At 75.1% G+C, this 23,510-nt stretch carries 19 protein-coding genes and 1 pseudogene; 13 read left to right on the top strand and 7 right to left on the bottom strand.

Features of this window, described 5'->3' with window-relative positions:
• Positions 1 to 49: 49 nt before the first annotated feature.
• The gene (locus ACZ51D_RS03035) at positions 50 to 787 is read right to left on the bottom strand and encodes an ABC transporter ATP-binding protein (protein WP_360491228.1); all 738 of its coding nucleotides are present in this window, start codon (positions 785 to 787) and stop codon (positions 50 to 52) included.
• A gap of 407 nt (positions 788 to 1,194) precedes the next feature.
• Here ACZ51D_RS03035 and ACZ51D_RS03030 point away from each other — a divergent pair, with 407 nt between their 5' ends.
• The 3 genes from ACZ51D_RS03030 to ACZ51D_RS03020 all read left to right on the top strand — a co-directional run bounded on the left by ACZ51D_RS03030 (position 1,195) and on the right by ACZ51D_RS03020 (position 8,331).
• Positions 1,195 to 4,404, top strand: a complete 3,210-nt coding sequence (locus ACZ51D_RS03030; protein ID WP_465660998.1) for an FtsX-like permease family protein — start codon at positions 1,195 to 1,197, stop codon at positions 4,402 to 4,404.
• Complete coding sequence (locus ACZ51D_RS03025) at positions 4,401 to 7,226, top strand: hypothetical protein (RefSeq protein ID WP_465660996.1); 2,826 nt, start codon at positions 4,401 to 4,403, stop codon at positions 7,224 to 7,226. Before ACZ51D_RS03030 ends, ACZ51D_RS03025 begins: the two co-directional genes overlap by 4 nt.
• A 115-nt stretch (positions 7,227 to 7,341) precedes the next feature.
• Positions 7,342 to 8,331 carry an ABC transporter ATP-binding protein gene (locus ACZ51D_RS03020; RefSeq protein ID WP_465660994.1) on the top strand — a complete coding sequence of 330 codons (990 nt, stop codon included), beginning with the start codon at positions 7,342 to 7,344 and terminating at the stop codon, positions 8,329 to 8,331.
• Positions 8,332 to 8,355: 24 nt separating this feature from the next.
• Here ACZ51D_RS03020 and ACZ51D_RS03015 read toward each other — a convergent pair whose 3' ends face one another.
• Together ACZ51D_RS03015 and ACZ51D_RS03010 are read right to left on the bottom strand one after the other, a co-directional pair.
• The gene (locus ACZ51D_RS03015; protein WP_360491216.1) at positions 8,356 to 8,538 is read right to left on the bottom strand and encodes a hypothetical protein; all 183 of its coding nucleotides are present in this window, start codon (positions 8,536 to 8,538) and stop codon (positions 8,356 to 8,358) included.
• Between the two features lie 151 nt (positions 8,539 to 8,689).
• Positions 8,690 to 10,243, bottom strand: coding sequence for an AMP-binding protein (locus tag ACZ51D_RS03010; protein WP_465660993.1), 1,554 nt, complete (start codon positions 10,241 to 10,243; stop codon positions 8,690 to 8,692).
• Between the two features lie 228 nt (positions 10,244 to 10,471).
• On the opposite strand from ACZ51D_RS03010, the gene ACZ51D_RS03005 reads away from it, so the two are divergent.
• From ACZ51D_RS03005 to ACZ51D_RS02975, 7 genes are all read left to right on the top strand, one after another.
• Positions 10,472 to 11,092: an AAA family ATPase gene (locus tag ACZ51D_RS03005; RefSeq protein WP_465660991.1), complete on the top strand. Its 621-nt coding sequence runs from the start codon at positions 10,472 to 10,474 to the stop codon at positions 11,090 to 11,092.
• A gap of 260 nt (positions 11,093 to 11,352) precedes the next feature.
• Positions 11,353 to 12,105, top strand: a complete 753-nt coding sequence (locus ACZ51D_RS03000) for a thioesterase II family protein (RefSeq protein ID WP_465619596.1) — start codon at positions 11,353 to 11,355, stop codon at positions 12,103 to 12,105.
• 96 nt (positions 12,106 to 12,201) lie between these two features.
• Positions 12,202 to 13,446 (top strand): styrene monooxygenase/indole monooxygenase family protein, encoded by a 1,245-nt coding sequence (locus ACZ51D_RS02995; RefSeq protein WP_465660989.1) that lies wholly within the window; start codon positions 12,202 to 12,204, stop codon positions 13,444 to 13,446.
• 101 nt (positions 13,447 to 13,547) lie between these two features.
• Positions 13,548 to 14,003 carry an archease gene (locus ACZ51D_RS02990; RefSeq protein WP_360491201.1) on the top strand — a complete coding sequence of 152 codons (456 nt, stop codon included), beginning with the start codon at positions 13,548 to 13,550 and terminating at the stop codon, positions 14,001 to 14,003.
• A gap of 72 nt (positions 14,004 to 14,075) precedes the next feature.
• The gene (locus ACZ51D_RS02985; RefSeq protein ID WP_360491198.1) at positions 14,076 to 15,512 is read left to right on the top strand and encodes an RtcB family protein; all 1,437 of its coding nucleotides are present in this window, start codon (positions 14,076 to 14,078) and stop codon (positions 15,510 to 15,512) included.
• 159 nt (positions 15,513 to 15,671) lie between these two features.
• Complete coding sequence (locus ACZ51D_RS02980; RefSeq protein ID WP_465660988.1) at positions 15,672 to 16,685, top strand: ABC transporter ATP-binding protein; 1,014 nt, start codon at positions 15,672 to 15,674, stop codon at positions 16,683 to 16,685.
• Positions 16,682 to 17,518 carry an ABC transporter permease gene (locus tag ACZ51D_RS02975; protein WP_465660986.1) on the top strand — a complete coding sequence of 279 codons (837 nt, stop codon included), beginning with the start codon at positions 16,682 to 16,684 and terminating at the stop codon, positions 17,516 to 17,518. Before ACZ51D_RS02980 ends, ACZ51D_RS02975 begins: the two co-directional genes overlap by 4 nt.
• Positions 17,519 to 17,659: 141 nt before the next feature.
• Here ACZ51D_RS02975 and ACZ51D_RS02970 read toward each other — a convergent pair whose 3' ends face one another.
• The gene (locus tag ACZ51D_RS02970; protein ID WP_360491189.1) at positions 17,660 to 18,586 is read right to left on the bottom strand and encodes a LysR family transcriptional regulator; all 927 of its coding nucleotides are present in this window, start codon (positions 18,584 to 18,586) and stop codon (positions 17,660 to 17,662) included.
• A gap of 174 nt (positions 18,587 to 18,760) precedes the next feature.
• Between ACZ51D_RS02970 and ACZ51D_RS02965 the strand changes: the two genes are divergently transcribed.
• Positions 18,761 to 19,432, top strand: coding sequence for a type 1 glutamine amidotransferase domain-containing protein (locus ACZ51D_RS02965; protein ID WP_465619585.1), 672 nt, complete (start codon positions 18,761 to 18,763; stop codon positions 19,430 to 19,432).
• A gap of 73 nt (positions 19,433 to 19,505) precedes the next feature.
• Here the strand turns inward: ACZ51D_RS02965 and ACZ51D_RS02960 are convergent.
• The 3 genes and pseudogenes from ACZ51D_RS02960 to ACZ51D_RS02950 all read right to left on the bottom strand — a co-directional run.
• Positions 19,506 to 19,634 (bottom strand): annotated as a pseudogene (locus ACZ51D_RS02960) (hexameric tyrosine-coordinated heme protein); the annotation flags it as partial.
• A 58-nt stretch (positions 19,635 to 19,692) separates the two neighbouring features.
• Entirely contained in the window at positions 19,693 to 19,878 is a 186-nt protein-coding gene (locus tag ACZ51D_RS02955; RefSeq protein ID WP_465660984.1) for a hypothetical protein, read from the bottom strand.
• Between the two features lie 92 nt (positions 19,879 to 19,970).
• Positions 19,971 to 21,476, bottom strand: a complete 1,506-nt coding sequence (locus ACZ51D_RS02950; RefSeq protein ID WP_465660982.1) for a carboxylesterase/lipase family protein — start codon at positions 21,474 to 21,476, stop codon at positions 19,971 to 19,973.
• A 140-nt stretch (positions 21,477 to 21,616) separates the two neighbouring features.
• Here ACZ51D_RS02950 and ACZ51D_RS02945 point away from each other — a divergent pair, with 140 nt between their 5' ends.
• Positions 21,617 to 22,213 carry a TetR/AcrR family transcriptional regulator gene (locus ACZ51D_RS02945; RefSeq protein WP_465619581.1) on the top strand — a complete coding sequence of 199 codons (597 nt, stop codon included), beginning with the start codon at positions 21,617 to 21,619 and terminating at the stop codon, positions 22,211 to 22,213.
• A 198-nt stretch (positions 22,214 to 22,411) separates the two neighbouring features.
• Positions 22,412 to 23,458 (top strand): TIGR03617 family F420-dependent LLM class oxidoreductase, encoded by a 1,047-nt coding sequence (locus ACZ51D_RS02940; protein WP_465660981.1) that lies wholly within the window; start codon positions 22,412 to 22,414, stop codon positions 23,456 to 23,458.
• The last annotated feature ends 52 nt before the right edge of the window (positions 23,459 to 23,510 follow it).

Below are 23,510 nucleotides of genomic sequence, written 5' to 3'. Positions count from 1 at the left end.
GCGCCCCGTCATGCCGCACCGGCCCGGGCGAGCGGGCCGCTCGCTTCGGCTACGCGGCCTGCTCCGCCCCCTCCTCGACGATCCGCCCGTCCCGGAGCTCGATCACGCGGTCGGCGAGCCCCATCAGCGTCGGGTCGTGGGTGGCGACCAGCACCGTGACGCCTTCGCTGCGCACCACCGCGCGCAGCAGCTCCATGATCGAGCGGCCGGTCTCCGAGTCCAGCTGACCGGTGGGCTCGTCGGCGATGATCAGGCCGGGCTCGTTGGCCAGCGCACGGGCGATGGCGACGCGCTGCTGCTGGCCACCGGAGAGCTCGCCGGGGCGCTGGTTGGCGTGGTCGGCCAGGCCGACCAGCGCCAGCAGGGTGTGTGCACGCTCCTCGCGCTCGGCCGGCGGGACTTTGCGCAGCCGCATCGGCACGCCCACGTTCTCGGCGGCGGTGAGCATCGGGATCAGCCCGAAGGACTGGAAGACGAAGCCGATCCGCTCGCGCCGCAGGGCGAGTCGGCCGTCCTCGTTCAGTCCGGCGAGGTCGATGCCGTCGAGGGAGATGCTGCCGCCGGTCGGGGAGTCCAGGCCGCCGACCAGGTTGAGCAGGGTGGTCTTGCCTGAGCCGGACCGGCCCTTGAGCGCGGCGAGTTCGCCTCGGCCGACGGCGAAGGAGACGCCGCGCAGGGCGTGCACCGTCCGCTCGCCGGTACCGAAACTGCGTCGGAGGTCGGTCACGGCCACCATTGGTTCGGTGGTCGTGGTGGCGATGGCGGTGGCGGCCTGATCCTGCGTCATGCGGCGTCCCCCCTGTGGGCGTGGCGACCCGGTCCTATCCGGTGTCTACGGATGCGGTGGCTCCGTCGGTTCACGTTCCCGATGGGGAATCCGGAAAAGCGGAGTCCCCGGCCAAAGGAGCGCAGTGGAGCCAGAGTTGTGAAGTGTGCATGGCATTCCAGCGGTACAGCCTCGGCCGGGATGCTACCAATGGAAAGAATTTGCTCATTACTTACTTGATTCGCGCAAGTCCCTTCCGTTCCTGGATCGCATCTGACAGCATCGTCCGCTATCCGGTGATCGAATGCCGGTGATCAATGCGCCGGTGTGTCCTCGATGTGTCCATCCGTGGCCGATTTGTGCCCGGGTCGGGTCGGTGGGCGGGGTCGGCGGACGCTACCGGGGACGTCATCCGGGGGAGGAACTTGATGCTCGGCTTCGTCGTGCGCCGGCTGCGCGGGCGACTGCCGCTGGCTGCTGCCGTTCTGCTGACGGTACTGATCACCACGGCGGTGCTGACCGCCTTGGTGACCTTCAACAGCAGTGTCGGTCAGGCCGGCCTGCGGCAGGCGCTCCAGGGCCCCGGTCACACCCGGACCACGGTGGTGGTGACGGCCGAACACGGGCCGGACCAGCGGTCGAAGGACGAGGAGGCGCTCGCCTCCTACCGGCAGAAGCTGTTCGGCGACCTGCCCGTGCGTACCGACAGCATGCTGCGCAGCCGCTCCTACGGCCTGCCGACCGGCGACGCGGCCGGAACGACGGGTGTGGCCGGAACGGCGGGTGCGGCCGGAACCCCTGCCGCGGCCGGAACCCCTGCCTCGCCCGTCGCGCCCGCCGCGGCCAAGGTCGACCTGACGGTCCTCGCCGATATCGACCGAGGCCGCGTCCGGCTGCTCGCCGGGGCGTGGCCGGGCGCCGCCGCCGGGCCCGTCCAGTCCGCCGCCCCGCAGGTGGCCGTACCCCACACCGTGCTGGCCCGCCTCGGCCTGACCGAGCAGGCGCTGCCCGCCGATGTGCAGCTCGCCGACCGGTTCGACGGCAAGCCGCTGACCGTGCGGGTCACCGGTGCCTACCGGGCCGTCGACCCGTTCGACCCGTACTGGCGGATCGACCCGGTCGGCGGTCACGAGGTCGAGGTCGGCGACTTCACCACCTTCGGTCCGATGATGGTCGACCAGAGCGCCTTCACCGTGGGCGGTCTGCTGCAGAGCAGCCGCGGCTGGCTGCTCGACGCCGACTTCGCGGGCGTCGGCCAGGACACGGCCCAGGCCATCGGCGACCGTTCCCAGGGCCTCGCCGACGACCTGCGGAAGACCGCGTCGCTCAGCGCGAAGACCGAACTGGCCGACGTCATGCGCGAGTTGTCGGCCGGCATGATGGTCGCCCGGTCCACCCTGCTGATCGGCGCCCTGCAGCTGGCCGTCCTCGCCGCAGCGGCCCTGCTGCTGGTGGTCCGTCTGATCTCGACCCGTCAGGAGTGGGAGAACGAGCTGCTCGCGGCCCGTGGCGCCTCCGGCACCCGGCTCGGTGCCCTCACCGCGCTGGAACTGGTGCTGCTCGCGGCCCCGGCGGCGGTGTTCGCGCCGCTGCTCACCCCGTTCCTGGTCCGCGTCCTGGCGGGCCTCGGCCGGTCCCACCAGGTCGCCCTGGACACCGGCATCAGCGCGGCGCTCTGGCCGGTGGCCGCGCTCGGCGCCCTCGCCTGCATCGTGCTGGCCACCGTGCCCAGCCTGCTGCGCGGTGCCGGCGCGGCCCTGCGCCGCCGGACCGGCCGCCGCCAGGCCGTGGTCTCCGGCATCGCCCGCAACGGCGGCGACCTCGCCGTGCTAGCCCTGGCCGCCCTCGCCTACCAGCAGCTCGACCAGTACGGCGGCGGGCTCTCCACGGACTCCTCGGGCAAGCTCGGCGTCGACCTGCTGCTGGTCGCCACCCCCACTCTGGCGCTGTGCGCGGGCACCCTGGTGGTGTTGCGTCTGCTGCCGCTCGCCGCCCGGCTGGGTGCCCGGGTGGCTGCCGGGGGCCGCGGCCTCGGCCCGGCCATGGTCGGCTGGCAGCTGGCCCGTCAGCCCGCGCGGGCCACCGGCCCCGTGCTGCTGCTCGTGATGGCGGTGGCCACCGGCGTCCTCGCCCTCGGCCAGCAGGCCACCTGGACCGCCTCCCAGCGCGACCAGGCGGCCTTCGAGACGCTCGGCGGCCTGCGGATCTCCGCCTCGCACGGCTCGCTGATGGGCCAGGCTGGCCGCTACGGCGCCCTGCCGGGCGGCGACCGGCTGGTCCCCGTGGTGCGGGATGAGCAGCAACTGCCCTCCGGCGCCGGACAGGTGCTCGCCGTGGACGCCGCCGCTTTCGCCGACCGTGTTCCGGTGCGCGGCGACCTGCTGGACGGGCACACCCGGGACGAACTGTTCCGCCCGCTCGCCCAGCCCGCCCCCGCCGGAACGGAGGACGGGTTGCCGCTGCCCGGCCACCCGTTGCGGATCGACGCCGACATCTCCACCGACCAGGCCGGGTACCCGGCTTCCGACCAGGCCCTGCGGGTGACGTTCCTCCTCCGGGACCGCTTCGGCATCGTCTACAAGGTCCCGTTCAGCGGTGTCCCGGCCGACCACGACCTCCGGGGCTCGGCCCCGCTGAGCACGCTGGTCGACGCCCCGATGGGCTCCGCCGCCGCGCCGCTGACCGTGATCGGGGTGACCGCGTCCGCCGGCAACAAGGGCGAGCGGGCGGCCCTCGTCCGCCGGCTGGCCGTGTCCGACACCGCCGACGGGCCCGCGACCGCCGTCCCGGTGCCGTCCGGTGCCGCCTGGTCGGGCGCTCAGAGCGCCGGCGCGGCGGCCGGGACGAGCACGCCCACGACCGTGCGGGGCGTCGCCACCCGTGACTACCTGAAGGCGACCGGCTCCTCGGTCGGCGACACCGTCCGGGTGCCGTTCAGCGGGACCATCCTCCCGATCAAGGTCACCGCGTCCGTCGAGGCCCTGCCGGTGGCGGGCCGCAGCGCGGTCCTCGTCGACCTCGCCACCACCGCGCGCGTGCTGGCCGCCCAAGGCCGCACGGTGTCCGGCAGCGCCGAATGGTGGCTGCCCGCCGCAGGCCCGGGCGACCGCGTCCCGGCCCGGGCCGCCGCCGCGCTCCGGACGGGACCCGGTTCCCAGGACGTCCGGCTCTACGACGAGGTGGCCGAGGGCCTCCTCGGCGACCCGGTCGGCGCCGCCCCGCAGAGTGCTCTGACGGCCATCGCGGTCGTCACCGCCGTCCTCGCGGCGATCGGTTTCGGCGCCGCCGTGGCCGGCTCCGCCCGCCAGCGCTCCCAGGACTCGGCCCTGCTGCTCGCCCTGGGCGCGCCCCGTCGGCTGGTCTCCCGCACCAGCGTGGCCGAGCCGGCTCTGCTGGTCGTCCTCGGCGGTGCCGTCGGCGTGGGGCTCGGGGCCCTGCTCGTCCATCTGATCGTGCCGTTCGTCGTGCTGACCCCCGCCGCCCGCCGGCCGCTGCCCGAGGCGGTGGTCGGGCTGCCGGTGGGCCGGGCGCTCCTGCTCGCCGCCGCGATCGCCGTCGTCCCGCTGCTGTCGGCGTTCCTCGTCGGACGCCGCCGTCGAGACGTGGCCGGCCGGCTGCGCCTCGTGGAGGAGATGTGACCACCCAGGCCGGCACCCCCGTGCCCACCCCCGACACCGCCCACCAGCCCGCCCACCGCCCCGCACGCTGGGTCCGCACCAGGCTGCGCGCCAGTCCGATGGCCGCGCTGCTCATGGCGGCCCTCGCGCTCGTCACCGTCTTCCTGGCGGCGGCCTTCCCGCGGATCGCGGACCGGGGCGCGGACGCGGCCCTGCGGGACTACGTGGGCCACCAGGGCCTCAACCTGACCAGCCTGCAGAGCGCCACCAGGACCCGCCTGACCGACACCGCCGCCGCCCTCGACACCGTGCACCGGAGGATCACGGAGCGCGTCGGCCGGGAGCTGACGCTGTCGCAGACCGGCGAGGCCTACGGAGTCAGGGCCGAGGCCTCAGGCGCCATGCTCAACCAGGGCTACGCCCGGCTCTCCGACAACGCGCCGCCGATGATGACCCTCCTCTACCTGCACGGCCTCGAGGACCGGGTGACCCTGACCGACGGCACCTGGCCGACTGCCGCGCCCGCCGCCCTCGGTGCCCCGCTGCCGATCGTGCTGAGCAAGAAGGCGGCCGAGACCATCGGCGTCAAGCTCGGCGACACCATCGACAACGACGGCGGAGGACCCGCGTCGCAGCGTCGCAGCCTGGTCGTCGGCCTCTACCGGGTGAACGATCCGCAGGACCCGTTCTGGGACGACCTCGGCTGCCCGGCCCGCGCCTGCCTGTACTCGCTCAAGGGCACCAACTGGTGGCAGACCACCGGCTTCGTGGACGGCGCGAGCGTGACCGCGCTGGCCGTCTGGGGCTCGGGCGGTGAGAACTTCTGGCGGCTGCCCGTCGCCCCCGGCTCCCTGCGCGCCGACCAGCTCGACCGCACCCGCGCCACCATCGCGTCCTTCCAGACCGGGCCCGGTGCCACCGCGCTGGTCGACGCGACCGAGCGCGCCGACCTGCACACCTCCTCGAACCTGACCGACGTGCTCAACCGGGCGGACGCCCGCTACCAGGCCGCGATGCCGCTGAGCGCGATCGGCCCGGCCGGCGTCGCGGGCGTCGCCGTGGTGGTGCTCTGCCTGGCCGCCGCACTGAACACCGACCGGCGCACCGCCGAGATCCGGCTGCTCCAGGCCCGCGGCGGTTCGCGCGGCGGGGTGCTGGGGCGGCTGCTCGGCGAGGGCGCGGCGACCGTGCTGCCCGCCGCCGTGCTGGGCACGGTGCTCGCCGTGGTGCTGCTGCCCACCCCCCGGTGGGGCTACACGGTCCTGGCGGCGCTCGCCGCGATGCTGCTCGCCCTGCTGGCCTTCCCGGCCCGGGCCGCCCTGTTGTGGTCGCGCACCCGGGGCCCCGGCGGCTGGCGCCGGACGATCGGCGAACTCGCCGTCCTGGCGGTCACCGTCGCGGCCGTGGCGGAGGTCCGGCGCCGTGGCGTCGGCCACTCCGGCACCGGCGTGGACCCCCTGCTGGTGGCCGCCCCGCTGCTGCTCGCGGTGACCGGCGGGCTGCTGCTGGCCCGGATCGAGCCGGTGGTGGTCGGCTGGCTGGCCGCGCTGGCCGGACGCGGCCGAGGCCTGATCGGCTTCCTCGGCCTGGCCCGGGCGGCGCGCGACACCTCGGGTCGGCGCCGGCCGTCCGCGCTGCCGCTGCTGGCGCTGCTGATCGCCGTCACCACGGCCGGATTCGGTGCCACCGTGCTCGACACGGTGGAGCACGTCCGGACCCGTGCCGCGCGCATCGCGACCGGTGGCGATGTCTCCGTCGTCATCCCGGACTACGCCACCCTGTCCGAGTCGTTCACCGAAGCCGCCGGAAAGCTGCCCGGAGTCCGGGCCGCGACCGGGGCCCGGGTGGAGCCCAAGGCCCTGTTCATCGGGGCGGACAAGGAGTACACCGAGGCGATCCTCGTGGTCGCCGAGCCGACGGCGTACGCGGAGATCGCCCGGACCGTCGGTGCCGGGGAGTTCGACCCGGCGAAGCTGGCCGGTACGCCCGGCGGCCCGGACACCCCGGTGCCCGCGCTGTTCAGCCGAGACCTGGCCAAGCGGCTGGCCGCGGGCACGCCGCAGGTCCGTACGCCCAGTGGGAACCAGCTGCGCACCACCGTCGCCGGGATCGTCACCGCGACGCCTGCGCTGCCGGATCCGGGCAAGCCGTTCGTCGTGGTGCCCGCCGGCCCCGCCGCGGAACGCCTGCCGGAGCTGAAGCGGATGAACAAGTGGTTCGGGGTCGGCGACCCCGACCCCGAGCAGGTCAGGGCGACCCTCCGGGACGGCGGCGTGACCCAGCCGACGGGCCTGGCCAAGCTGTTCGCGGACGAGGCCGCGGCCACCGGAAAGGCCACCCACGGGCTGCCCGCCGGATACACGGTGCACAGCAGCCGGGAGGCCGCCGCCGCACTCGCCGACGACCCGCTGCAGCACGCCGCCGGACGGCTGTTCTGGTACGCGGCCGCCGCCGGAGCCGGGTTCGCCCTGCTCGCGGTCCTGCTGACGCTGCTGCGGGCCGCGCCCGACCGCACCGCCGTCCTCGCCCGGCTGCGGACCATGGGCCTGCGACCCCGGCAGGGGCTGGCGCTGATCATCGCCGAGGCGCTGCCACAGACCCTGGCGGCGGCGGTCGGCGGCGGCCTGGTCGCCGCGGCGGCGGTCGGCCTGCTCGGGCCCGCCTTCGACATCTCCACACTGGTCGGCGCCAAGGTCGGCGACGCCCTGACCCCCACCCTGATGCCGGTGCTGCTGCCCACGCTGGGCCTGGCGCTGCTGGTCTGCCTCGGGGTGGTGGCGGAGACGCTGGTCGCCGGCCGGCGCCAGATCGCCACCGAACTGCGCGCGGGGGAGCCGCAATGACGGGGGAACCGGACGGACGGGCCGTGACGGCGGCGAGGGCCGCCAGGCCAGCGGAGACCGGCGCGATGAAGCAGAAAGTACGAGTAGTGCGGACCGTCGAGACAGGAGACGAGCGGTGAACAGCACCCCCCAGGGGCAGGCGGTCGTCGAGGCCCCCAGCCTGCAGGAGCTCCGGCAGCGGGCGCTGGCCGCCGCCTCGCCCACGGCGTACGGCGAGGGCGCGGCCATCGTCTGCGACCGGCTGGTGCGGATCTTCAGCGCCGAGGGCGTCGAGGTCCAGGCGCTGCAGGGCCTGGAGCTGACCATCCGGCAGGGTGACCTGGTCGCCCTGGTCGGCGCCTCCGGCAGCGGCAAGTCCACCCTGCTCACCATCCTCGCCGGGCTGGACGTGCCGACCGCCGGCACCGCCACCGTGGCTGGCTGCGACCTGCTGGAGATGTCCGCCAAGGAGCGGCTGCGCTACCGGCGCGAGGTGGTCGGCTTCATCTGGCAGCAGACCGCCCGCAACCTGCTGCCCTTCCTCACCGCCGCCGAGAACATCGCCCTGCCGATGCAGCTGCGCGGCCGCGGCTCGGGCGCCGGCGGCGCGAAGCAGCAGGCGGCCCGGGCGGCCGAGCTGATGGAGGCCCTGGAGATCGGGGAGCTCGCCCACCGGCGCCCCGACGAACTCTCCGGCGGCCAACAGCAGCGGGTCGCGATCGCGGTCGCGATGGCCAACAACCCGCCGGTCCTGCTCGCCGACGAGCCCACCGGCGAGCTGGACTCCGAGACCGCCGGGGTGATCTTCGAGTCCTTCCGCACCGTCAACCGCGAACTCGGCACCACCGTCGTGATCGTCACCCACGACCCGATGGTCGCCGGCGAGGTCCGCCGCACCGTCGCCATCCGGGACGGCCGCACCAGCAGCGAGGTCCTGCGCCGCACCGTGACCGACGAGCACGGTGAGGAGTCGGTGAACGAGCGCGAGTACGTGATGCTGGACCGCACCGGGCGGGTGCAGCTGCCGGTCAAGTTCCTGGAGGCGCTGGGCATGGAGCACCGGGTGGCGGTCGACCTCGCGGCCGACCACATCGAGGTCCGCCCGGACGACATCGCCGGACACTGACCCGGTTCCGGCGGGCGGGCGGCGTCAGCTGTCGCCGTCCATCCGCTGGAAGAGGCCGCTGGCCTCGGCGTCCGTACGGAGGTCCGGTGGCGCTCCCTCCGCGGCGCGCTCACCCCGGGAGGTGGCGGTGCAGAGGGCGAAGACGAGCAGGGCACTGGCCGCCACGGCGAGGATGCCCAGTGCGGTCAGGACGCGTAGCCAGGTCAAGGTAGTGCCTCCTGGGGGACGGTGCGGGGAAGGCCGCCGGGGGAGGTATCGGCAGGTCGGGCCGCACGGTCGAGTGCCCACGGACGGTTTTCCCGCTGGGGGCCGCGCGAGAGGTCGCCCGCGTGGGCGCTCGAAGCACTGACGGGGCGCGTCACACCCCTTTGCGCGCCCCTGCGGTGGCGGCGGCCCGGCCGGTGCCGTCGTCCACCAGGGCGCGCAGGAGACCGAGGTCCGGCTTTCCGAGGCCGTTCAGCGGGATCGCGGGCAGGAGCTGGATCGTGTCCGGAGCGCACCGCGTGCCGCAGTGCTGCAGGCTCCAGCGGTGCAGCTGCTCCACCGTCGCCCGGGCGCCGGGTCTGAGCGCCACCGCGGCGTGGACGCGCTCCAGCCGGTCCGGGTCGGTGGTCGTGAACACCACCGCCTCCCGGACGTCCGGATGGGCGCGCAGCGGCTCCTCGATCTCGCGGGGGAACACATTGTGCCCCTCGACGATGGCCATCGGGTCCCACCGCCCTGCCACCGTCAGATAGCCCGCCGCGTCCAGGCTGCCCAGGTCGCCGGTGTGCAACCAGCCGTCCCGCAGCACCCGCGCCGTCAGCTCAGGATCGCGCCAGTACCCGGCCATCGCGGTCGGCGTGCGGACACAGATCTCCCCCGTCCGGCCCGGCGGCAGCGGCGCGCCGTGCTCGTCCAGGATCCGCACCCCGGTGTCCGGGAACGGGCGGCCGGCGGTCGACAGCAACCGCGGGTCCAGGTGCTCGTCCGGGCCCAGCCGGGCGACCGGCCCGCACTCCGTCAGGCTGTAGGTCTGGTGCAGCACCCGGCCCAGTCGCCGGGTCGCCTCCGCCAGCCGCCGCGGCGAGGGCGGGCAGCCGGTGTAGCCGACCCGGCGCAGACTGCCCGTGTCGGTCGAGGGCAGCAGCGGGTGGTCCAGCAGCCGGTAGAGCAGGTGCGGCGGCAGGTACATCCGGGAGACCCGGAACCGCTCCACCGCCGCCAGCACCGCCTCGGCGTCGAACCCGTCCTGCAGCACCACCGTGCCGCCCGCCGCCAGTGCCAGGTCCGCCGTCGTACCACCGCCGTGGCAGAGCGGGGTGCACAGCAGGAAGGTCGAGCCGGACAGCAGCGGCGGGCGCGGCGGCCGGGCGAAGCGGCGCAGCACGCCCTTCGGCCGTCCCGTCGTGCCGCTGGTGAACCGCACCGCCATCACGTCCTCCGGTGCGTACCGGGGCCCGAGCGGGGCGGGGGAGCAAGCGGCGGCGAGCTCCAGGAGGTCCACCCCGAGCCCGAGCGGCGCCGGGCCGAGGGAGAGCAGGACGGCCCCGGGCACCGCGCGTGCGATCCCGTCGGCCGCGGCCGAGCAGCGCAGGGGGTCGAAAACCAGCGCCGACGTCCCGGTGAACTCCGCCAGTGCCACCTGCTCCGCCACCGGCCCGTCCGGGTACGGCATCGCCACCCGACAGCCCAGCAGGTTCGCCGCCAGCCGCACCAGCACCGCCTCCGGCCGGTTCCCGGCCAGCACCGTCACCCCGTCCCCGCGCCCCAGCCCGATCCGCTCCAGCGCCCGGGCGGTGCGGTGGACCGCGTCCAGACAGTCCTGCCCGGTCAGTGTGCCGTCGTGCCCGTACCGGACCGCCACCCGCCCGGGCTCCCGCGCCAGCCCGCCCAGCACCAGCCCGGTGTACGTCGGACCCGCCTCAGCCATGGCCTGCCTCCTGTCTGACGGAGCGTCAGCCTAATGGAAGAGTGGCCCCAGGGATGTCCTGCGGTCGCCCCGGACCACAGGAGCACCGCCGGCCGCAGCCCGGACCGAGGACCTTCGGGCGGATTCCGGCCCGCCTGGACGACCTCGCCCTCGGGGTCATGCCGCGCGGGGTTGTTAGGGTTCCCGGTCGGACGGGAACAGGGGAAACGGGTGGGCGGCAGGGTGGATGTGGATGCGGTCGTGGCGCCGTGCGGGGTGGTGGACCTGCGCGGTGCGGCCGGGGCGGGGTTCGTCGTGGCGTACCCGGCCGATGCCGTGGTGGTGGTATCCGGGCTGCCGGGCGCCGGCAAGAGCACGCTGCTGCGCCGGTGGTCCGGGACGACGGTGCGCACGGTGGACCCGCGGACGGTGCACGAGGCCTGCGAAGCGGTGATGCCGGCCCGCCTGCCGTACGCCGTGTACCGGCCGTGGGCGCGGCTGGAGCACTTCCGGCTGCTGCGCGCCTCGGTGCGGGGCGGCGGGCCGCTGCTGGTGCACGACTGCGGCAGCCGCGCCTGGATGCGGCGCTGGCTGGCCCGGGAGGCGGGCCGCCGGGGCCGGGAGCTGCACCTGGTGCTGCTGGACGTCGGCGCGGCCACCGCGCTGGACGGCCAGCGGGCCCGCGGCCGGCATGCCCCCGCCCGGGTGTTCGCCCGCCACCGCCGGGGCCTGGAGCGGCTGTTGGCCGCCCTCACCCGGCACGTGCGGTCGGACGGGCCGATGCCGACGCCCGAGGCCTCGTCCGTCCTGCTGCTGGACACCGCCTCCCGCTCCCGCGCGGAGACGGTGCGGTTCGGAACGGAAGGCTGAATTCGGCGGACCGAAGCCGGCGGACCGGACTCGGCGAGCTGAACTCGGCGGACTGAACTCGGCGGGCCGAAGGTCGGGGGCCCGCGCTCAGCGGTCGGCGCGGCGTTCGGCCTCGGCATGACCGGAGACTCCGCGGGTGTCCCAAGTCCCGGGCGGTGGCGGCGGACCGGCGCGCGTGATCACCACAACACCCCGTGGCCACCCCCGCGCTGCCAGACTGGGACCAGCACAGTCCGTCACGGAGAGAGGCCACACCCCGCATGCCCAGCAGCGCTGCCGTCGACAACCCGTGGTTCCGCCGGTTCAACCCGTCCGACTCCGCGCCGGACCGGGTCGTGATCTTCCCGCACGCCGGCGGCTCGGCCAGCTACTACCTGGAGTACGCCAACACGCTGGCGCCGCACGCCGATGTGCTCGCCGTCCAGTACCCGGGCCGGCAGAACCGCTTCCTGGAACCGCCGATCAGCTCCGTCGGAGAGCTCGCCGAGCAGCTGTACCGCGAGCTGCGGGACTGGACGGACCGGCCGCTCACCTTCTTCGGCCACAGCATGGGCGCGGCCGTCGCCTTCGAGACCGCCCGGCGCTTCGAGCGCGACGGCGTGAAGGGCCCCGAGCGGCTGTTCGTCTCGGCCGGCCGCGCGCCCTCGCTGCCCCGGGACAGTGAGATGCACAAGCTGCCGGACGACGAGCTGCTCGCCAAGATCGTCGAACTCGGCGGCACGGACGAGCGGATCCTCGAGCTCCCCGCACTGCAGGAACTGATCCTGCCCGCCCTGCGGGCCGACTACACCGCCATCGAGACGTACCGCTGCGCCCCGGACGCGACGGTGTCGGTGCCGATCACCGGCCTGGTCGGGGAGACGGACCCGAACGCCACGGTGGAGCAGGTCGGCCAGTGGGACCGGCACACCACCGGCGGCTTCGACCTGCGGGTCTTCCCGGGCGGGCACTTCTACCTGGCCGACCGGACCGCCGAGGTCGTGGAACTGCTCACCGCCCGCCTGCGCGGCTGAGCCCGCCCGGCCCGCCCTCCGCACTGGTGACCGAGCCCGTCCGCTCGGCTACTGTGCCTGCTTGACGAGTCGTCAGCAAACCACCGGGAGGCCGAGTTGCGCCGGATCGCCGTCGTCGGAGCGGGCCAGGCCGGCCTGCAGTTCGCGCTCGGGCTGGTGGCGGACGGGTACGAGGTGACGCTGGTCGCCGAGCGCACCCCGGAGCAGGTCCGCGGCGGGCGGGTGCTGTCCACCCAGGCGATGTTCGGCCCGGCGCTGCGGCTCGAGGCGGCGGCCGGACTGGACCTCTGGGCGGACCGGGCGCCGGCCGTCTCCTCGGTCGAGGCGGTGCTGGCGGCGCCGCCCGCCGTCCGGGCACTGGAGTTCACCATGACGCTCGACGAGCCCGCCCAGTCGGTGGACCAGCGGCTCAAGCTGGCCGGCTGGCTGGAGCTGCTGGCCGAGCGCGGAGCCCGGGTCGAGTACCGCGCGCTGGACCGGGACGGGCTGCGCGAACTGGCCCGGCAGCACGAGCTGACGGTGGTCGCGGCCGGTCGCGGCGAACTCGCCGGGCTCTTCGGCCGCGACGCCGCCCGCTCGCCCTTCGACCGGCCGCAGCGGGCGCTGTCCTGCCTGTACGCGCACGGCGTCGGCGCGCCCGACCCGGCCGCCGGGCCCAACGCGCGGATGCACGCCCTGCCCGGCCTCGGCGAGCTGTACCTCCAGCCGGCGCTCACCCTCTCCGGCCCCTGCGCGATCCTGCTGTGGGAGGCGCTGCCCGGCGGTCCGCTGGACGCGTTCGGCGACAGCCCCGAGCCGGACGTCCAACTGGCTCGGATCCGCACCCTGTTGGGCGAGTACCTGCCCTGGGAGGCGGAACTCTGGTCGGAGGCCGAGCCGACCGACGCCGGGGCCGGGCTCTTCGGCGCGGTCACCCCGACGGTCCGGCACGCGGTGGCGGAGCTGGGCTCGGGCGTGGACGCCGTCCACGTGCTGGGCCTCGGCGACGCGGTGGTGGTGAACGACCCGATCACCGGCCAGGGCGCCAACAGCGCCGCCCGCGCGGCGGAGGCCTACCGGCGGGCCGTCGTCGAGCACGGCAACGCCCCGTTCACGGCCGACTGGATGTGCCGCACCGCCGAGCGGTTCTGGCAGCAACACGCCCGCCACACGGTCGAGTTCACCGCCGCGATGCTGACCATGCCGGACCACCTGCAAGGTGTGTTCGCGGCTGCCGCCGAGCACGAGGAGGTCGCCCGCCGCCTCGCCAACACCTACGTCGAGCCGAGCGACCACGCCGCCTGGCTGGCCACCCCCGAGCTTGCCGCCGCGTACCTCGCCTCGCTGGGACGTACGCGGTAGGACTCTCCCGGCGGCCGGCCCGGGACGGCCGCACTTGCCCCCGGGCCGCTCGCGGGACGACGCTGGAGTGAGGACGGCAACGGGTTCGGGAGGCGTCACTCGTGGACGGACACGAGCCCGCGGGCCCGTCCGACAGCGGTCACCGGAGCGTGCCGCACACGGCGGACCTGCGGGTGGAGGCCTGGGCGCCGACGGCCGAGGGCTGCATCGGCGAGCTGGTGCGCGCCGTCGTGGACAGTTTCGCCGAGCTGAGCGGCGCGCGGATCGTCGGCGAGCGCGGCTGCACCGTCCTCGGGGTGAGCGACGCGGACCTGCTCGTGGGCGTCCTGGAGGAGGTCATCTACCGGATGGACGCCGACGGCGAGCTGCCTGTCGCGCTGGCGATCGGCCGTATCCAGGGGCTGGACGGCGCCCGGACCGTGGCGATCCGCTTCCGGATGGCCGAGGCGGCCACCGCCGCGCTGGTCGGCGCCGTGCCGAAGGCCGTCTCGCTGCACGACCTGGACCTGCGCGCCGGGCCGGGCGGCTGGACCTGCCAGGTCACCGTGGACGTCTGAGCGCCGATGAGTGCCGATGAGCGCCGAAACGCGGGAACACGGGAAAGTGGGGGCACAGGAGCGCGGGAGCGGGTGAGCGAGGTGGAGATCGCACTGACCGCGGCGGGCCGCCACCGCTGGCGGATCGAGCCGCGCCCGCCGATGCGGGTGCCCGGCGTGGTGTTCGCGTCCGACGCGCTGCTGCCGCAGGCCGCCGGCGACAAGGCACTGGAGCAGGTGGCGAACGTGGCGACGCTGCCCGGGATCGTCCGCGCCTCCTACGCGATGCCCGACGTGCACTGGGGCTACGGCTTCCCGATCGGCGGGGTCGCCGCCACCGACGTCGACGAGGGCGGGGTGGTGTCCCCCGGCGGGGTGGGCTTCGACATCTCCTGCGGGGTCCGGCTGCTGGCCGCCGGCGTCGACCGCGACGAACTCGACCACGAGCGGATCCGCCGCCTCATGGACCTGCTGGACCGCACCGTCCCGCGCGGCCTCGGCCGGGGCGGCCTGTGGCAGCTGTCCGGACCGGAGGAACTGGACGAACTCCTGCTCGGCGGCGCCCGCTACGCCGTCGAGCACGGCCACGGCGTGCCCCGCGACCTGGAACGTTGCGAGGACTACGGGGTCCTCGACGGCGCGGCCCCCGGCGAGGTGAGCACCCGCGCCGTGCAACGGGGGCTGCAACAGGTCGGCAGCCTCGGCTCGGCCAACCACTTCCTGGAAGTACAGGCCGTCGACCGGGTGCACGACCCGGCCACGGCGGCCGCCTTCGGACTGCGGCCCGGCCAGGTCTGCGTCATGATCCACTGCGGCTCGCGCGGCCTCGGCCACCAGATCTGCACCGACCACGTGCGCGCCATGGACCGCGAACTGCACCGCTACAAGATCGACCTCCCGGACCGCCAACTGGCCTGCACCCCGGTCGACTCGCCCCGCGGCCGCGCCTACCTGGGCGCGATGACCGCCGCCGCCAACTACGGCCGGGCCAACCGGCAGCTGCTCTCCGAGGCGGCCCGCCGCGCCTTCGCCACCGCGCTCGGCATCGGCCTGGAGCTGGTCTACGACGTCTCGCACAACCTCGCCAAACTGGAGACCCACGAGGTGGACGGCGTACCCCGGAAGCTCTGCGTCCACCGCAAGGGCGCCACCCGCGCACTGCCGCCCGGCGACCCCGACCTGCCCGCCGACCTCGCCGCGGCCGGGCAGCCGGTCCTGGTGCCGGGCACCATGGGCACCGCCTCGTACGTCATGGTCGGCCTGCCCGACAACGAGGCCTTCCGCTCCGCCTGCCACGGCGCCGGGCGGCTGCTCAGCCGGCACCAGGCGCTGCGCACGGTGCGCGGCGAGCAGCTGAAGAGCGACCTGGAGGCGCGCGGCATCGCGGTGCGGCCCGCCTCGTGGCGGGCCCTGGCGGAGGAGACACCCGAGGCGTACAAGGACGTCGACGCGGTGGCCGCCGTCACCGAGGCCGCCGGGCTGGCCCGGCAGGTCGCCCGCCTGGTGCCGCTGGGCGTGTGCAAGGGGTGAGCCGCCCGCCCGCCCGCCCGCACGCACGGCGCGAGCCGTTACCCGCCCGCACGGCGCGAGCGGGTAACCGTCCCGGCCGCGTCTCTCGACTACTCCGGCCGGGCGCGCTTTGATGTCGGACGCATCCGTCGCCAGAGCAGGAGCGAGCAGGAGGTGGCCATGCCGCAGAACGGGGACACCCACGGACCGGACGACGGCACCGGCCCGGTGATCGAACTGCGCTCGCTCACCAAGCGGTACGGCAGCACGGTCGGCATCGAGGGGCTGGACGTGTCGGTCACGGCCGGCGAGGTGTTCGGACTGCTCGGCCCCAACGGCGCCGGAAAGACCACCACCCTGCGCTGCCTGGTCGGACTGCTCGGCCCCACCGACGGGCACGTGCGGGTGCTCGGCCTCGACCCGGTGGCCGACCACCGCCGGCTCGCCCCCTCGATCGGCTACCTGCCCGGCGAACTGCGGCTCTACCCCGAGCTCACCGGGCAGCAGACCCTCGACCTGCTCGCCGCCCTCCAGGGCGCCCCCGTACCGCGCCGGCGCGAGCTGTGCGAGCGGCTGAAGCTCTCCCGCGCCGACCTGGCGCGCCCGGTCGGGGAGTACTCGCGCGGCATGAAGCAGAAGCTCGGCCTCGTCCAGTCGTTCCAGCACCGGCCGCCCGTGGTGGTGCTGGACGAGCCGAGCGAGGGGCTGGACCCGCTGCTCCAGGAGACCTTCTACGAACTGCTCGCCGAGGAGGCCGCCGCCGGGCGGACCGTCCTGCTCTCCAGCCACGTGCTGCCCGAGGTGCAGCGCACCTGCGGCCGGGTCGCCATCGTGCGCCACGGCCGGCTGGTGACCGTTCGCTCGGTGGCCGAACTGCGCCAGGCCCGGGCCCGCCGGGTCCGGCTGGTCTTCGCCGACGAGCGGGGCGCCCGGCCACTGGGCGCCGCCGAGCGGTGGTCCCCGCGCTGGGACGGCCGGCGGGTCGAGCTGCTGGTGCCGCCGGACGAGGTGGTCCCGGCCGTGCGCACCCTGCTGGCCGAACTTCCGGTCACCGACCTGACCGTGGAGGAGGCGGGCCTGGACGAGGCCTTCCTCGACCTCTACCGCTCGGACGAGGACCGCCGCTTGCCCGACGACCGCCGACCGGAAGCCGAGGACCACGACCACCGGCCGGAAGCCGAGGAGAAGCCGTGAACCCGGGCACCGTCAGCCGCCGCCTCCCCCTGGTCTGGCTCGCCCTGCACCGGCGGCGCCGGATGCTGCTCTCGCTGCTGCTCGGCATGGTCGTCTTCGAGACCCTGATCGTGGTGATCGCCGGGACCGTCCCGCCCGGCGATCTGTTCGGAGCCGCCCGCCGCAATCCGCCCGGCGCGTTCCGGGCCTTCAGCGGCTCCAACGGCGACATCTCCATCGCCAGCTACCCCGGCCTCCTCGGCGCCGGGCTCACCCACCCGTTCTGGATCGCCCTCCAGCTCACCGTGATCGGCTCGCTCGGCGCCGCCGCCGTCGCGGCCGACGTCGAGTCCGGCACCATCGAGCTGCTGATGACCCGCCCGGTCTCCCGGCGCCAGCTGCTCGCCGAACGGGCCGGCGCCCTGGTCGCCGCCTCGGTACTGCTCAACGCCGCCGCCACACTGACCGTCGCGCTCGGGGTCGCGTTCTCCCCGAAGCTGCGCGACGCCGTCCCGGAGAGTGCGGTGCTCACCGCCGGACTGCTCGGCTGCGCCCTCGCGTTCTGCCTGACCGGCCCGGTGCTGGCGGTGTCCGCGCTCAGCCGGCGGCGGGCGTACGTGATCGGCGCGGCCGTCGTCTTCGGCGCGGTCGGTTTCGCGCTCAACTTCGTCGCGCTGGCCTGGTCCCCGGCCAGGCCGCTGCGCTACCTCAGCCCGTTCCACTACTACGCCCCGGGCGACGTGCTCGGCCACGGCGGTGTGCCGTGGGCGGCGCTGGGGGTGCTCACCGGCGTCGGCCTGCTCGGTCTGCTGGCGGCGTTCCGCTTGCTGGAACGGCGAGATCTCGCGATCTAGTACCGGTCCGGCACCGGTCCGGCACCCGGCTCGGCCCGGACGACCACGCGGCGCAACGAGGATCCGCGCGGCGCAACGAGGATCCGCGCGGCCTTCGACCGGACCCGCGCCTCGCCGACCCGCGCGACGCTCCGTAGGGCCTCAGCCCCAGGCGCGGGCCACGGCCAACAGGTGATCGCGGACCAGGGCGACGTGCGGGTTGGCCGAGCCGGCCGGGCGCCGGACCAGGTAGGCCGTGTTGATCGGCGGATCGGCCGGCTCGTGCAGCAACCGCAGCGCCCCGGAGGCGAGTTCGGCCCGGCACAGGTAGCCGGGCAGCACGCTCCAGCCCGCGCCCGCCGTCACCGCCGCGAGCACCGCCCGCAGGTCCGGCACGGTGAGCGCCGCCCGGGCGTGCAGCCGCCGGTCGAAGACGTGGCGCCAGTAGCGGCGGGCGATCGGCAGGTCCTCGGCGTAGCTGAGCAGCGGCACCTCGGCCAGGGCCTCGGGCAGCTCCCGGCCGGCCGGCTCCCGGGTGGCCAGCCGCTCGGCCCACACGGGGGCGGCGACCAGGACGAACTCCTCGTCGGCCAGCGGCTCGGCGAGCAGCGTCCGGCCGCGCGGGCGCCGGGTGGCGACCACCAGGTCGTGCCGCCCGGCCCGCAGTTCCTCCAGCAGCGGGTCGGTCAGCCCACTGGTGACCCGCAGCTGGACGCCCTCGGCGACCAGTGGCGCCAGCTTCGCCAGCAGGACGGTGCCGAGGAACTCCGCCGGCCCGGCCAGGTGGACCGGCTCCGGCACGCCGCCGCCGCGCCCGTCGGCGAGGCCCGCCAGCTGGTCCAGCGGCACCGCGAGGCGGGCCGCGAGGTCGTCGGCGTACGGCAGCGGGCTGACCCCGCGTGCCCGGCGCTCGAAGAGCTCCCGGCCGAGCCGCTGCTCCAGCGCGCGGATCTGCGCGGTCACCGTGGACTGGGAGAGGCCCAGCAGGTGCGCGGCCGCCGTGAAGGAGCCCGCGCGGTGCACGGCGAGGAAGGTCCGCAGTTGGTTGAGGTCCAGCGGGCCGGAACCCGGCAGCAGCCGATCGCTCATGCCGCGAGCCTACGGGATTCCGATGGCTGGGCCGCCCGTGCGAGACATCGGGATTCCGATGCCTCGCATCGCGTGGCCCATTGGTTCCTGTGGGCTCGCCGGGTCTAGCGTCGACGGTGTGAGCGCCGCGACGGGATCGTCGCGGCAGGGACCGCACCACTGGAGGCACCCACCATGGCCGACATCCTGTTCGTCCTGACCGGCTCGGACGTCTGGACGCTGAAGGACGGCACCAAGCACCCGACCGGCTTCTGGGCGGAGGAGGCCGTCGTCCCGTACCAGGCTCTCACCGCCGCCGGCCACCGGGTCACCGTCGCCACTCCGGGCGGCGTCGTCCCGGTCGCCGACCGGGCCAGCCTGACCGACCCGGCGATCGCCGAGGCGCTGGAGGCGATCGACGAGTTCCGTCGGCCGCTGGTACTGGCCGAGGTCGACCCGGCCGACTACGACGCCGTGTTCTACCCCGGCGGCCACGGCCCGATGGAGGACCTGGCGGTCGACGCCGACTCCGGCCGGCTGCTCACCAAGGCGCTGACCTCCGGCCGTCCGCTCGGCGTGGTCTGCCACGGCCCGGCCGCCCTGCTCGCTGCCCGCACCGAGGACGGCGGCTCGCCGTTCGCCGGGTACCGGCTGACCGGCTTCACAAACGACGAGGAGACCCAGGCCGGCCTGGCGGACCGGGCGCCCTGGCTGCTCCAGGACCGGCTGGTCGCACTCGGCGCGGACTTCGAGGAGGGCGCGCCCTGGGCGCCGCACTCGGTGGTCGACCGCAACCTGGTGACCGGTCAGAACCCGGCCTCCTCGGCCCTGGTGGCCGCCGAGCTGCTCAAGCTGCTGCAGGCGTAGCGGCGGCGTCCGCCCCGGAGCGGGCCTGCTTCCGCCCCGGCGGCTGCGGGTCCGGCCGCCGGGGACGGCCAGGTCAGCGCCAGTAGTCGTTGGCGGCCGCGATGGTGGCGAACTCGATGGCGACCACGTGGGCCACGGCGACGAGCGAGTCGGGGTCCTCGGCGTATTCGGGGCGCAGTCGCTTGCGGACCTCGTCGTCGGGCTGGGTCGCCCTGTGGACGACCGGGGTCCATTCCGTGGCCTCCTCCCAGCGCGGGGCGTCAGCCGGTGCCGGTGCCGGTGCCGGTGCCGGTGCCGGGTGTCGGGGGCCTCTCTGCGCTCCCTGGGGCTTGCTCGCGGGCTCGGACGGCGACGCGCCTCTCGTCGTACAGGTGCACGGTCCGCACGGGCGGTTCCACCGGCCCGGTGCCGCGCAGCAGGGCGACGTCGGTCCTCGCCGCTGTCACCGTCAACGCCGTCCACGCCGTCCACGCCGTCCACGCCGCTGTCACCGCCCTCGCCGAGCGGATCGGGCCCGGCGTGGGCGGCGCCCCCTGCGTCAGTGGAGGTCGTAGGCGGTGAGGGGGTGCCCGGCCCAGATCTCGCGGGCGGCCTGCTCGGGGTAGCGGACGGTCTCCGAGCGGGCGTCGAGGACCCGGGTGAGCTGCGCGTCCGGATCGAAGGAGGGCCACCCCGGGTCGCCGGTGGTGGCGAACCGGATCCAGGCCCGCTGCAGCTCCTGTGAGACCCGCACGACCTCCGGGGAGGGCGGGTCGCCGAGGAACTGCCGACCCGTCGGGCTGCCCAGGGTGCCGAAGGCGAGCGGGACGTCCAGCCCGTGGCAGGCGCCGAGCGCGCCGCCCATCGCGGGGGCGGGGAGGGCCAGTTCGAAGAGGTACGAGGTGCCGCCGGCCGTGGCGTTGGCCTCGGCGAGCTGGAGGGACGGCATCCGGAAGAGGGCGTCGGAGCTGACCGCCTCGAGCAGGTCCGAAGCGGTGGCTCCCGGGTACGCGGCGCGGTAGTCGTCCGGGCCGGACGGTGCCGGGGCGAACAGCTCCAGCGCGAGGCGGGCCTCCTCGTCAGTGAAGGTGCCGTGCCGGCCGCTGAGGACGCTGAACAGGCGGAACTCGTCGCGGGTGTGACCGATGAGTAGGTCGATGCCCTCGGCCCGGCCGGTGGCCAGGACGGACCAGGGCGCGCCGGGCAGGACCTCGCCGTCGACGACCGGGAGGGTGGCGATGCCGCTCTGCGCGAGCCGCCCCCAGCGCGCGAGGTGCTGGGGGAGCGCCGCGCCGAGGTCGGTGACCGTCGCGGCCAGGCGCCAGGGGTCGACCTCGGCCAGGGCGGCGGCCGTGGGGGCGGTGCCGACCAGCTTCGCGAGTTCGGCGGTGACTTCGGCGGCCAGGGCCGGCGTGCAGAGGGTGCCCGGGACGGTGTGGGCGACGGCCCGCCGGAACAGGCCGCGCGCCTCGCCCATGGTCAGCAGCGCGGCGATCGAACCGGCGCCCGCGGACTGGCCGGCGACGGTCACCCGGTCCGGGTCGCCGCCGAACCGGGCGATGTTGCGTCGCACCCACTCCAGGGCCGCGATCTGGTCGAGGAAGCCACGGTTGGCCGGGGCGCCCTCCAGCAGCGCGAAACCCTCCGCGCCCACCCGGTAGTTGACGCCCACCACGACCAGGCCGGCCAGGTCGAGCCCGGCCCGGGCGAGCTCGACCGGGTCGTAGAGCGGGTCGCCGGAGGTCCCCGACATGTACCCGCCGCCGTGGATCCAGACCAGCACCGGCAGCCCCGCCCGGCCGGGATCCGGGGTGCAGACGTTGAGGGTGAGCCAGTCGGTGCCCTCGGACGGCTCCGCCTGCAGCGGACCGGACTGCGGGACGACGGGGCCGAACTCGAAGGCCTCGCGGACGCCGTCCCAGCGCTTGGGCGCGGCGGGAGCGGCGAAACGGAGCGGTCCGACCGGCGGCTGGGCGTAGGGGATGCCGCGGAAGACCGCGAACCCCCGGTCCGGGAAGCCGCGGACGGTTCCCTCGGTGGTGTGGGCGACGGGCCGCGTGAGCATGTGGGCTCCTCCCTCGGATGCCTCCAGCGTTATAGGTCAGGTGTATTATGTCAAGCGTATGGGAACGTTCCGCGGGAATGCCGGACCAGGAAGCCGCGCGGGAACGCGAGCGGGAACGGGATTCGGAGGTGTGGCAGGGCATGCCCAGACAGGTGGACCACCAGGAGCGCCGGGAGGCCATCGCCCGGGCACTGTGGCGGGTGGTGGAGCGGCGCGGCGCCACCCACCTGACGATGCGCGAGGTCGCCCAGGAAGCGGGCATGTCGCTGGGGCAGCTCCAGCACTACTTCACCTCCCGCTCGGCGATGCTCGCCTTCGCCATGGACTTCGCCGGCGAGCAGAGCGCACTGCGCGTCGGCCGAGCGCTGGCGGAGCTCGGCGACCGGCCGCACCCGCGCGCGGTGCTGCGGGCGATGCTGGTCGAGATGCTTCCGCTGCACGCCGACGCGCGGGCGACCAGCCGGATGGGCGCCGCCTACGTCCTGGAGGCGCTGCACGACGAAGAGGTGCACGCGCGGGCGCGGGGCGGGCTGCTGCAGGGGCGGGCCATGGTGGAGCAGGTGGTCCGGCAGGCGGTCGCGGACGGGCGGATCGCGGCCGACCGCGACCCGGTGGTGGAGACCGACCTACTGCTGGCGCTGACCGGGTTCGCCACCCTGCTGGAGCTGAACGTGGTCGAGCCGGCCGCCGTGCTCACCGCCGTGGACCGGCACCTGGACCGGCTGTTCGCGGCGTAGCGCGGGGGCGGGGCCGTCGAAGGGAGCCAGGCGAGGACGGGCCGGGCCGGTGCGGGGTCGCATCGGTGCGGGGTCGCGTCGGTGCGGGTCGATGGTGGGCCGGGCCGGGCCGGGTCGGGTCGAGGGCGGGCCGGGTCGGTGCCGAGGGCGTGGCAGGCTACCCGGGTAGCACCGCAGCCCCCGACCAGGAGCACCGCCATGGACCGACCCGCCGCCTTCCGCCTCGACGCCACCGCCTCCGGCCACCCGGCGGGCATCCTGGACGCCGCCGAACGCGCCGAACGCCGGGGCATGGACCGGCTGGTGGTCGCCGAGACCGCGTACGACCCGTTCCTCCAGCTCGCCCGCGCCGCCGACCGGACCACGTCGATCGAACTGGCCACCGGCATCGCGGTGGCCTTCGCCCGCACCCCGATGACGTTGGCCTACCAGGCCTGGGGGCTGCACGCGGCCTCCGGCGGACGGGCCGTCATCGGGCTGGGCTCGCAGGTCAAGCCGCACATCGAGAAGCGCTTCGGGATGCCCTGGGACCGTCCGGCCGCCCGGATGCGCGAGTACGTGCACGCCGTGCGAGCGATCTGGGACAGCTGGCAGACCGGTGAACGGCTGCGCTTCCGGGGCGAGTTCTACACCCACACGGTGATGACCCCGGTGTTCTCGCCCGACCCCGTCCCGGCCGGGGTGCCGAGGATCCTGCTCGCGGGCGTCGGGCCGCTGATGACCCGCACCGCCGGGGCGGTGGCCGACGGGTTCCTGAGCCACCCGTTCTCCTCCACCGCCTACCTGGCCGAGCAGGTGCTGCCCGGGCTGGCCGAGGAGCGGGCGCGGGCCGAGCGGGAGGGGGCCGCGTGGACGGCACGGCCGTTCGAGATCGTCGGCAACGTGCTCACCGCCGCCGGGCGCACCGAGCAGGAACTGACGGCCAATCGGGCCGCGACGCGTGAGCGGCTCGCCTTCTACGCCTCCACCCCGGCCTACCGCCCGGTGCTGGCGCAGCACGGCTGGGAGGGGCTGCAGGAGGAGCTGCACACCCACTCGGTGCGCGGACGCTGGGCGGAGATGGCCGCGCTGATCGACGACCGGGTGCTCGACACCTTCGCCGTGTCCGGGTCGGTCGAGGAGGTCGCCCGGGAGATCCGCCGCCGGTACGCGGGCCTGGTCACCAGAGTGTCCGTCAGCCTGCCCGAGGACGCCGACCCGGAGCTGGGCCTGGACGTGCTGGACGCGGTGCGCACCCTGGACTGACCGCCCTGGACTGACTGCCGAGGACTGATCGCTGAGGACTGACCGCCGATGA

The sequence above is a fragment of the Kitasatospora sp. NPDC033851 genome (assembly GCF_055576085.1).
This window is presented reverse-complemented; position numbering and strand designations above follow the sequence as displayed.